Source organism: Trichocoleus sp. FACHB-6, from assembly GCF_014695815.1.
Lineage (GTDB): Bacteria > Cyanobacteriota > Cyanobacteriia > Cyanobacteriales > FACHB-T130 > Funiculus > Funiculus sociatus.
Genome location: NZ_JACJOY010000033.1, coordinates 1 through 11,752 on the forward strand (window position 1 = coordinate 1; position 11,752 = coordinate 11,752).

4 protein-coding genes and 2 pseudogenes are annotated in these 11,752 nt (G+C 48.0%); 2 read left to right on the forward strand and 4 right to left on the reverse strand.

The genetic code is table 11. The features are described 5' to 3' along the window. A pseudogene (locus H6F66_RS27980) lies at positions 1-205 on the forward strand (ISAs1 family transposase); the annotation flags it as partial. Between the two features lie 19 nt (positions 206-224). On the opposite strand, the pseudogene H6F66_RS06915 reads toward H6F66_RS27980, so the two are convergent. The 4 genes and pseudogenes from H6F66_RS06915 to H6F66_RS06930 form a co-directional block, all read right to left on the reverse strand. Further along, a pseudogene (locus tag H6F66_RS06915) lies at positions 225-956 on the reverse strand (serine/threonine-protein kinase); the annotation flags it as partial. A 178-nt stretch (positions 957-1,134) separates the two neighbouring features. Continuing rightward, positions 1,135-3,192 (reverse strand): serine/threonine-protein kinase, encoded by a 2,058-nt coding sequence (locus H6F66_RS06920; protein WP_190419589.1) that lies wholly within the window; start codon positions 3,190-3,192, stop codon positions 1,135-1,137. Between the two features lie 375 nt (positions 3,193-3,567). Beyond that, entirely contained in the window at positions 3,568-3,996 is a 429-nt protein-coding gene (locus tag H6F66_RS06925; protein ID WP_190419591.1) for a phosphomannose isomerase type II C-terminal cupin domain, read from the reverse strand. Between the two features lie 221 nt (positions 3,997-4,217). Next, the gene (locus tag H6F66_RS06930) at positions 4,218-6,275 is read right to left on the reverse strand and encodes a phosphodiester glycosidase family protein (protein WP_190419593.1); all 2,058 of its coding nucleotides are present in this window, start codon (positions 6,273-6,275) and stop codon (positions 4,218-4,220) included. An 833-nt stretch (positions 6,276-7,108) separates the two neighbouring features. On the opposite strand from H6F66_RS06930, the gene H6F66_RS06935 reads away from it, so the two are divergent. Then, positions 7,109-11,752: a glutamate synthase-related protein gene (locus H6F66_RS06935; RefSeq protein ID WP_190419701.1), complete on the forward strand. Its 4,644-nt coding sequence runs from the start codon at positions 7,109-7,111 to the stop codon at positions 11,750-11,752.

The window sequence follows — 11,752 nt, forward strand, 5'->3', positions numbered from 1 at the left end:
TATTCGTTCTTTCCACAGTCCTCAGAATTTTGCTCTTCTACGGCGCATTGCTCTCAATGCTCTTAACCGAGAACAGACTTACAAACGTAGTCTCAGGCAAAAGAGTAAACGAGACGCTATGGATGATGATTATATGATTCAAGTTCTCAGTTCTTGTTTTCTTGACCCTACCTTAGATTCTTCTGATTCCTTGTGTCAAGACTGATTAAGATGCTCTTACCCTGGGCGAACTGCTGGCTAACTTGCACTTTGTCGCGCCAAATAGTTTCACCCGTTGCAGGATCTTCTGGCAGTTGGGACGGTGCTATCCCTGTAAGCGCTTGAATTCCTAGCATCCCCACTGCATAAATATCGCTACAAAACCTCGGTTTACCGCCGAGTTGTTCGTTCGGCATATAACCAGGTGAACCAATAGAAACTGTTAAAGTTGTATTTCCGTCATTATTGCCTTCGTGAGTGCTAACTTGTTTGACTGCTCCAAAATCAATTAAGACTATCTTCCCATCTTGCTTGCGCCGAATTAAATTTGAAGGCTTGATATCCCGGTGAATGACATCTTGCTGATGGACAAATTCTAAAATTTTTAAAATTTCGCGGCATAAAGCAATAACTTGAGTTTCACTAAACTTTTTATCGCTTGGTAACTCTTGCTTGATTTCATGACCTTCGATGAAATCTTGGATTAGATAAAACTCTTTATCCTCTTCAAAATGCGCCAAAAGCCGGGGGATTTGGTCGTGGTTGCCCAGCTTGTAAAGAACTTGCGCTTCCCTATCAAATAATCGTCGCGCTACCTCTAAAGTGAATGAATCGGTAGCTTTGGGCTGGAGTTGCTTGACAACACAAAGCGGATTCCCTGGTAGTTGTTTATCTTCGGCAAGGTAAGTTTGTCCAAATCCGCCGCCTCCCAAGTGTTTCACAATTTGGTAGCGACCGCTGAGCGTTTTAAATAGCATGACAGTTTTTCAATTTTGAATATACTTGTCTGCTAGTTTAGCCTTGAAATTTATGAAATACAAAAAATCTGTGATCGCTCGGTGCTACTTAGTCAAAGATTGTAGGTTAGGTTGAGCGGCTAAACATTACCCGATGAATACTGACGCTTTAAAATACTTGCATTCAAAATCAGATAATTTAGGGCGATTGCCAAATCTTAATTGTTCCGTCCAGGCTACCACTGTAAATCGTCTGCCCATTGGGACTAATAGCAAGTGCAAAAATTGTCTTAGAATGCCCTTCAAGTGTGCGAATTAATTCCCCAGTCCGCACATTCCATAATTTAATAGTATTCTCATTACCGCCACTGCCACTAACAAGAATCCGACCATTCGGACTGATAGCAACAGCATAAACTCCCCCTGATAGAGAGCCATTTGGTAATCTAGACGCATGGGGGAAAGTATTTAGCAATTCGCCCGTTTCCAAATTCCAGAGTTTTGCTGTTCCGTCGGGACTGCTACTGGCAAGAATCTTACTATCCCGGCTAATGGCGATCGCACTTACTGCCTCGATATGCCCGCCAAAAGTGCGGCGCAGTTCACCCGTTACCAAATTCCAAACATTTATGTCATAAATATTACTACCGGACAGAGTTTGACCATCTGGGCTAATGGCGACATCACTAACCCCCTCCTCTAGCTGTGTTCCGATTAGGGTACGCACTAACTCACCTGTTTTCAGGTTCCACACTTTAATAGTCTTGTCCTTACTGCCACTGACGAGAGTTTGTCCATCTCGGCTGATGGCAACTGAATAAACATCTCCCGTATGTCCAGACAAGGTACGGAGTAGTTTACCCGTTTTCAGGTTCCACACTTTGATAGTTTGATCGGCACTACCACTGGCGAGAGTTTGTCCATCCGGGCTGATGGCAACAGAATAAACATACCCAGTATGCTCACTCAGGGTATAAATTATTTCTTTTGTACGGAGATTTCTAATTTTGATAGTTTGGTCAAGACTGCCACTCGCCAGAATTTTATCATCTGGACTGAGGGCGATAGAGGTAATGCCAGCAGCATGGCCAGGGAGGGTATTGACTAAGGCAACTTTTTGCGCTGTATCTTCTAAGCTATTGGGTTTTTGAAAAAAGTAAATTCCTACACTTAGAGCTAGAGCAGTAGCGAAACCCGCGCCAATTTTAATCAGCAGAGGTGCTTTATTTTGGAAAGTAGAAAAAACAGTTTCCGGCTTTCGTGGATATGTTGAGATTAGTGCTTTGGAACTTTGAAGCGTTTCAGTAGCGATCGCTGGTGGTTGCTCAGTAGGCAGCGTATCTTGAGAAGCAAAGGAAGTATACTGCTGTCTGGTTGGTGATGTTGGAAGCGTCCCAGTAGCGATCGCATCCGGGATGATGTGCCGTGTTGGTAGCTCGTTGAGCTGTTGGAGCGCCTCCAAAGCTTCTGTCGCCGTCTGGTAGCGTTGGCGAAAGTCATAACGCACCATTGTGTCTAAAATGTCTGCAACCTGCCGGCTGACTTGAGCCTTATCGCGCCATACAATCTCACAGGTTTGGGTATCTTCTGGCAGTTGTGACGGCTGTAAACCTGTGACAGCTTGGATACCCAGGATTCCCACAGCATAGATATCGCTACTAAATCGCGGTTTGCCGCCGAGTTGTTCGTTCGCCATGTAACCAGGCGAACCAATAGCAATTGTTAAAGTTGTTTCCCCCTCAGAGGCAAGCGCCTGAGTGCTAACTTGTTTGACAGCTCCAAAGTCAATCAAAACTATCTTGCCATCTTGCTTGCGCCTGATTAAATTGGACGGCTTGATATCTCTGTGGATGACATCCTGCTGATGGACAAACTCTAATATTTTTAGGATTTCGTGCAAAAGAGCAGCTACCTCCGTCTCAGGCAACTGCTTACCTATTGGTAATTCTTGCTTAACTTCATCCCCTTCGATGAATTCCTGAACTAGATAAAACTCTTGTTCTTCCTCAAAATGAGCCAAAAGTTGGGGAATCCGATCGTGTTTACCCAGTTTGTATAGAACTTGGGCTTCTCTATCAAATAATCGTCGTGCTACTTCTAAGGTTCCCGGATCGGTAGCCTTGGGCTTGAGTTGCTTGACAACACAAAGCGGATTTCCAGGTAGTTGCTTATCTTCGGCAAGGTAAGTCTGACCAAACCCTCCGCCTCCCAAGTGTTTCACAATTTGGTAGCGACCACTGAGCGTTTTTCCCAGCATGAAGTTGATGCGGTGTTCTGGCAGTTCTTCTAGGGTAGTCCTTCAGGCGCTTAATCGGCTTGTCAGCCTTAAAGGTTTTAAAGCCTAATTTTTGCTCTTGCTAGAAAAATCTGTACCCAGATAGCATAACCTGCTCGATACACCCCTTTTCCCCTGATAGCTATTTTCGTCAGCTAAAACGGGTTGAGGTCACTGAATTTAGTTGGCACCTGTTGAGGGAGGAAACCTTAGAAGCGATTCCTCACAATCAACGACCATAATCAAAGATTATGGTCGTTGAGGATGCCAATTGCCGAATTAAGACAATGCGAGTATTAAAACAAACACCCAAACTAGGCAATCGGGTCAACTATTTGCCCAGTTAAATTCGCCAGTCTACTTTGTGGACGGCTGAGTGCGGGCGTAGTCATCTTGAAAACGAACAATGTCATCTTCTCCCAAATATTCTCCATTCTGAACCTCAATTAACACCAAGTTAATCACACCCGGATTTTCTAGACGATGAGTGTGACATTGGGGAACGTAGGTAGATTGATTACTGCCCAGAATCAGTTCGTTATCGCCACAAGTAACCTTAGCTGTGCCTGAAACGACGATCCAGTGTTCGCTGCGGTGGTAGTGCATTTGCAGGCTAAGCCGATGACCGGGCTTGACTTCAATTCGCTTGATTTTATAGCCCCGTCCTTCTTCCAGAATAGTGAAGGAACCCCAAGGCCGCAATTCAGTTGCAGCAACTCCATTGATAGTCATGGAGTTGGGAAGAGGTAAAGTAGTAATTTGAGAAACTTCTTGCGCTTTAGCCATTGTTTTTTCTCCTTAGAACCGCTGTAGGTTTAGCAGGGCTCATATAAATATGCAGAGGTAATCCTCTTAAAAATTGTAGAACTAACACATTTAGGCAACCCTAGCTAAACATAACAACGATCTTTAAAGCCTGTCACCAGTAAATTTGCCGATTAAGCGAATCTACATCAACTCTTTATATAAGCTCTGCTAAATAATTTATTTAGCAAAGTTTTAAAAATTTAATTGCTAGGCGATCGCAAACCCGGTTGAAGGAAAAGCCCCAGACCGTTGTGAACGCGGGCGGCGGTGGTGGGAGGCCGATTAATAAGTTGTCCCCCTAGATAGAGGCTGGTAGAGCTGCCACCATCTAGATTAAGAGCCTCAACAGCTCCCATTTGTTGCATTATCTGAGCAGTTTCTGCTAATGTCGGGCCTTTTCCACCTGTGCGGTTGTGGATGGCAACCATCATCAGTTGTCCAGATGCGGTGGTAGCGATCGCACTTCTAACAGCTGCTTCTTTGATAAAGGCATCGCTAAATTGCTCAGCTTTAGCATCTAGCACAATTTGACGATTTTGCACCAGAAGTGGCCCAGCGCCGACAATTTGCGGATAGCGCACAAAGTCCGGTTGTGAAAAAAGCTCATTGATACGCACCCTGGTGCCGACACTCAAGATCCCGACTGGAGATGTTTCTTTACCTCGGATTGTCAGCAAATAACCGTTTTCCGGCGGAATGGGAAATGATATTTTCCCAGCCATGCCTCCAGGTAACTGATTTATAACCTGGTTATTCTGGACAACGACGATGGTTTCATTATCAGTCAGGGGAGTGTAAGCCCCTCCCCATTCAGAGGAGTAAAGGGCGATTCCCCCTTGGACATAAGCACTGTTGAAGAAAAGGACTGGCAAGCTTGAGGAATTTTCGATATCCAAGACTCCCTGGTAGCTCAGACGACCCATTTTAACTTCACCAGCATCATTCCAAGCGATCGCGCCTCGATTCAGAATCGGCCCAGATAACCACCGACCATCTCGTTTAATTGCCCCTAAAGGCAGTTGGTTGTTGCGGTTAAAAAATCCGGCGTTGATAGCTGCTGAAGCCTGCCACAACTGGGCTGTCCTCAGCAGAGGAGCGATTCCTGCAACACTATTAGGGTTACTCCAGATTGGTTTGAGGGTTAGCCCTCTTTGACGAAGATTGATAGTCAGCGATGCGACTGGGAAGCGGTCAATCGACTTGGGATTTGGGATTTGGGATTTGGGATTAACACTACCTCCATCCAACAGCGGGGAGTCGTTAGCTGATGACTGGTGAGTAATGGCTACATACTGCTGCTTCCAACGGATTCCTTCTGCCCAGAGAATATCTCGTTCTACCATAGCTTCTGGTTGAAAATCAATCAGCAGGCGATTCGGGGAGGGCAAACTGAAAACGCGAGGATACAGCCCTGCTGGGATTTGTACTCGAATCGTGGTTTGATTCTGAGTGCTTTCGACGACAGGGATTGGGGGCTGGGGATTGGGGGCTGGGGATTGGGGGCTGGGGATTGGCGATTGGGGATTGGCGATTGGGGGCTGGGGATTTCTTATTCCCTCTACCTCTGTCTCTGGCTTAGGTTCTGGAGGAGGGGGAGGGAAGCGCTGCAAGATGGCGGGAGGGGCTGCTGCGTTGATTGTGACAACTAAATTCTGACCTTGTTGAGTGACTTGCCAAGGGGCCGGGCGGTCTAGATCGACAACAAGGCGCGAACCCCACGGTTGAAGACTTTGTTGAACGTCCCCCAGTCGCGCTGGTTTTGTGGTAATTAAAAGCGTGTTGCCCTTTATTTGCGTCTTCCAACCGTTTTTGAGCGCGAAATCAGTAATATCTAGATAGCGGTACGGTGTTACTGGAAAGGTAGCCAAAATTAGCCGGTTGGCACCAGAAAACCACTGTATCGGCTGTTTGGTTAAATCCCCGGTGTTTAAAAGCTCTACTCCTAGTGTTTGAGCCACTCCAGCATCGCTTATTCCCGTGCGTACAGATGTCCCCCGCTGCCACTGGCTCCAAGCTGCGGGTAAGGTTCGACCATTTATAGATACTTGACTACCCTGCCGATTTATTTGAGGCGATGCCTTTGGTGCTGATACCACAAGGCGTGATGGGGGTAAATTCGGAACTGCTCCTATAGGAACATTTGTCGCGTAAAGCGATGCTGCGATCGCTGACGGGAGCGAGAAGGCTATCAGGCGGCTGGGGGCAAATAGCCCCAGACCACCAACCGTTTTAGTTTCTGGTGTTGTTCTCCCGATCATCCGGCAAAGTCACTCTTTGAGGTAGGGTTCAAAAATTTGTACAGGAGTATTGCCATACACCCGGATCGGGCGATGGCGCGCCTCTACAACATCAAGATTTCTAAAATAACCCAGATGTGGACGCAAGTATCAAAAAACAATGACTTTATCTTCCAAAGAAAGCTTTTTTAGCCGCATAATAGGAGGCAAGACCACAGGGGTCGGCAAGACGCTTTGTTCAACAACCCATTAGGGGCGAAGCACAGACGCGACATCTCGCGTCTCTATATTTGACTCTAAAATTGGGTGGCTATAGCCAAGTCTAGACTTCGCGTTTATCTCGCCCCTACAATTTGTTTGTCCCGGATCGAAGTCTTAGCGTTGAAATTTGTGTTGAACTTTGCTTTTAAATGATAGAATATCTAATCCGTAAGTTTGGTAGATGGCTGGCATCTGAATCGGGTTAGAACAAGGTTCATTTTTCAGCACCAGTAGCCATTTCAGGCAAACCCTCCGCCAGCAGAGCGTCTTACGTGCAGACGCTTGTATATTATTGCGATCGCAAGAGCAAAAAGTTTTGCGACCCCTGGGTCTGGGGCAGAAAAGCCGAAACATAAAAGTTTCATCAGTTACAGCTTTCATGGTCAAATGGCATCTAAGTTTAGATAAATAAGGCTATGGAAGCAAAAGAATAGTCAAGGGCAAAAGAAGACTGAGGGATGTTTAAATACATTGGCGAAGTCTTGGCAAAAGTTTTTCAAATTTTAATTCTGCGATCAGCACAGTCGTGCCACAGGATTAACAACCTTCAATCAGTAAACCTGTATCAGTAAGTAAAGAACGTGGATTATCTCATGGAGCATCGCGTGAATGACAATCAACAACAGACAACAGCAGTAAATGCGACAGATACCTATCCCGGTCAAAGGTGGTTGGTGGAAGAGCGGGATGCCTGCGGTGTCGGCTTCATTGCCAACCAAAAGGGAACCCCGACACATGAATTGGTAGCAAAGGCTTTATCCGCTCTGACTTGTCTAGAACATCGGGGTGGTTGCAGCGCCGACGGGGATTCTGGGGATGGAGCAGGTTTGATGACTGCTATTCCCTGGAAGCTGTTGGGTGAGTGGTTGGCTACCCAAGGCATAGAAATGCCGCCGACTGAAAAGACAGGGGTGGCAATGGTGTTTTTACCCAAAGATGCCGAAACCAGAGCCACTGCTAAGGAAATTGTCAACAAAACCTTGGAAGAAGAAGGATTAACTGTACTGGGGTGGCGAGAGGTTCCAGTGCAGCCTCAAGTGCTGGGGGTGCAGTCTAGAGAAAACCAGCCCCACATTGAGCAGCTGGTATGTACTTCCAAAAATGGTTCTGGGGATGAGTTGGAACGCGCCCTGTTTTTGGCTCGTCGCCGCATAGGTAAAAATCTGGAGGCTAACAGTACCCTTAAATGGTCAGACGAGTTTTACATTTGTTCGTTCTCTAATCGCACCATTATTTATAAGGGGATGGTGCGGTCGGCGGTGTTGGGCGACTTTTATACAGATTTAACTAATCCCAATTATGAAAGTGTTTTTGCTGTCTATCACCGACGCTTTAGCACCAACACGCTGCCTAAGTGGCCTCTAGCTCAGCCGATGCGTCTTTTGGGACACAACGGCGAAATTAACACGCTGTTGGGGAATATAAACTCGATAATGGCGCGAGAGGCAAATCTGACGCATCCAATTTGGGGCGATCGCATTCAGGAACTCAAGCCTTTAACCGATCTAGATAATAGTGACTCGGCAAACCTAGATAGCGTGCTAGAGTTGCTGGTTCGTACTGGTCGCAGCCCTCTGGAAGCTTTAATGATTATGGTGCCAGAAGCGTACCAGAATCAGCCGGAATTGGCGAATCATCCGGAAATTGTGGACTTTTACGAATTCTACAACGGACTTCAAGAGCCTTGGGACGGCCCAGCGCTACTGGTATTCAGTGATGGCAAGAAAGTAGGTGCGACTCTCGACCGCAACGGGTTAAGGCCAGCGCGATATTGCACCACGCGCGATGGATTAGTTGTGGTAGCTTCGGAAGCTGGTGTGATCGATTTGCCAGAAGCAGAGATTCTGGAAAAAGGGCGGCTGGGGCCGGGGCAAATGATTGCCGTTGACCTGGAAACTCAAGAAGTTCAGAAAAACTGGGAAATTAAGGGGCGCATCGCTGCTGTTCATCCTTATGGTGAGTGGCTGGCATCTTATCGGCAAAATCTCCCCGACGTACCTTTTACCGAAGAGAAAAATCTCGACTCTCAAAGCTTGCTGAGAGAACAAATTGCCTTTGGCTACACCACAGAAGATGTGGAAATGGTGATTGAGGAAATGGCATCTTCTGGGAAAGAACCTACCTTTTGTATGGGAGATGACATTCCTTTGGCGGTGCTGTCCTCCAAGCCGCACTTACTGTATGACTATTTCAAGCAGCGCTTCGCTCAGGTGACGAATCCGCCAATTGATCCGTTGCGAGAAGGGATGGTGATGTCCCTGTCGGTTTCTTTAGGGAAGCGGGGAAACCTGTTGAAGGTAGAACCAGAGTATGCGCGGTTACTGAAGTTAGAGTCTCCGGTTCTAAATGAAGCAGCGCTAGAGCAGATCAGCACTTCCTCTTTTGCAACAGAGAAGTTCTCGACGCTGTTTGAAATCGAAAAGGGGCCAGAAGGTTTAGAGGCGGCGGTTCGCAATTTGTGCCAGCAAGCGGCGGCGGCGGTGCGTGCGGGCAAAGAAATTCTGATTTTGAGCGATCGCGCCGGAAACTCTTTGAGCGCCGAACACAGCTACATTCCACCTCTGTTAGCTGTGGGAGCAGTACACCACCACCTGATCCAAGAAGGTCTGCGAGCCTTTGCATCTTTAATTGTCGATACCGCTCAATGCTGGAGTACGCACCACTTTGGCTGTCTAATTGGCTACGGGGCTTCCGCGGTATGTCCGTATTTGGCTCTAGAAACCGTGCGTCATTGGTGGAGCGATACCAAGACGCAAAATATGATGCAGCGGGGCAAACTCAAGAACATTACTCTTGAGCAGGCGCAAAAAAATTACTCCAAAGCCGTAGAAGCTGGATTGTTGAAAATTCTCTCAAAAATGGGGATTTCTCTGCTGTCTAGCTATCGCGGAGCGCAAATTTTTGAGGCGATTGGTATTGGCGGCGATCTCTTAGCTCTTGGCTTTAAGGGTACCGCATCGCGACTAGGCGGCCTTTCCGTGCAGGAACTGGCGCAGGAAGTGATGTCATTCCACTCGGCGGCTTTCCCAGAGGTACCACGCAAGAAGCTAGAAAACTATGGCTTTGTGCAGTACCGTCCGGGTGGCGAGTACCACATGAATAGTCCGGAAGTTGCCAAGTCGCTGCATCAAGCGGTGAAAAACCCGCAACATGACCACTACGAAGTTTATCAGAAGCATTTGGCAGGACGACCTGTAACAGCGCTGCGAGATTTGCTGGACTTGGAGAGCGATCGCGCCTCTATTCCTCTGGAAGAAGTAGAGCCTGTGGAGTCAATTGTCAAGCGATTTGCTACAGGTGGGATGAGCTTGGGAGCATTGTCGCGGGAAGCACACGAGACGCTGGCGATCGCTATGAACCGCATCGGCGGCAAATCTAACTCCGGTGAAGGCGGCGAAGATCCAGTTCGTTACAAAGTTCTAGATGATGTGGATGAAATGGGCCATTCCCAAGTTCTGCCACACCTCAATGGGCTGCGGAATGGAGATACAGCTTCTTCTTCCATCAAGCAGGTAGCAAGCGGTCGCTTTGGCGTGACCCCAGAGTACCTGATGAGTGCCAAACAAATTGAAATCAAAATCGCCCAAGGTGCAAAGCCTGGGGAAGGTGGACAGCTACCAGGAACAAAGGTAAGCCCCTACATCGCGATGCTGCGCCGCTCTAAGCCAGGAGTGACGCTGATTTCACCACCGCCGCATCATGATATTTACTCGATTGAAGATTTGGCGCAGTTGATTTTTGATATGCACCAAATTAACCCGAAGGCAGGGGTATCGGTGAAGCTGGTGGCAGAAGTGGGTATTGGCACCATTGCCGCCGGTGTGGCAAAGGCAAATGCCGATGTTATCCAGATTTCGGGCCACGATGGCGGGACAGGCGCATCTCCCTTAAGTTCAATTAAACACGCGGGTTCCCCGTGGGAACTGGGATTAACCGAAGTGCATCGCGTCCTAATGGAGAATGAACTGCGATCGCGCGTAATTCTCCGAGTAGATGGCGGCTTCAAGAGCGGCTGGGACGTAATCATAGCAGCTTTGATGGGTGGAGAAGAGTACGGTTTCGGCTCCATCGCCATGATTGCCGAAGGTTGCATCATGGCGCGGATCTGCCACACCAATAACTGTCCCGTTGGTGTGGCTTCTCAGCAAGAAAACTTGCGGAAGCGCTTCCCAGGAATGCCAGAACACGTCGTTAACTTCTTCTACTTTGTAGCCCAAGAAGTGCGGAGTCTCTTGGCGCGGTTGGGATATCGTTCTCTAAACGAGGTGATTGGTCGCGCCGACTTGCTGAAAGTGCGCCCTACCGGATTAACTAAGACGACAAGCTTGAATCTGGATTGCCTTACCAATCTGCCAGATACGCGCACAAATCGCGATTGGCTGATTCATGAACCAGTACACAGCAACGGGCCAGTTTTAGATGACGAACTGCTGAGCGATTCGGAAATTAAAGATGCGATCGCTAACCAATCTAACGTCACCAAAGAAGTGCCTGTGGTGAACACAGACCGGACAATTGGGGCGCGAATTGCCGGCGCGATCGCCTCTGAATATGGCAACACAGGTTGGAGCGGTCAAATTACCCTCAACTTCTCCGGCAGTGTGGGTCAGAGTTTCGGTGCCTTTAACCTCCCCGGCATGACTCTCAACCTGGAAGGCGAGGCGAACGATTACGTAGGCAAGGGAATGCACGGTGGCGAAATTGTCATCAAGCCGCCTCAGGAGGCTACCTACGATCCAGCTCAGAACGTGATTGTCGGCAACACTTGTCTTTACGGTGCCACGGGCGGCATTATGTTAGCTAACGGTCAAGCCGGGGAGCGGTTTGCTGTCCGTAATTCTAAGGGAATGGCGGTGATTGAAGGCGCAGGCGACCACTGCTGCGAATACATGACAGGCGGCGTAATTGTCGTTCTGGGTAGAGTAGGGCGCAACGTGGGAGCCGGGATGACAGGCGGTTTAGCTTACTTCCTCGATCAGGATGGCAGCTTTACACCAAAAGTTAACCTGGAGATTGTCAAAATCCAACGGGTGAAAACGCCAGCTGGAGAACAGCAGCTCAAAGAGCTGATTGAACTTCACGCTGAAAGAACAGGTAGCCAGAAGGCAAAAGATATTCTTGCCAATTGGTCAGAATACTTGCCTCAGTTCTGGCAGGTTGTGCCTCCTAGTGAAGCAGATTCTCCAGAAGCTAATCCGGAAGCAGCAACCCAAAAGGTTCTCAGTTCGGTGCAGTAA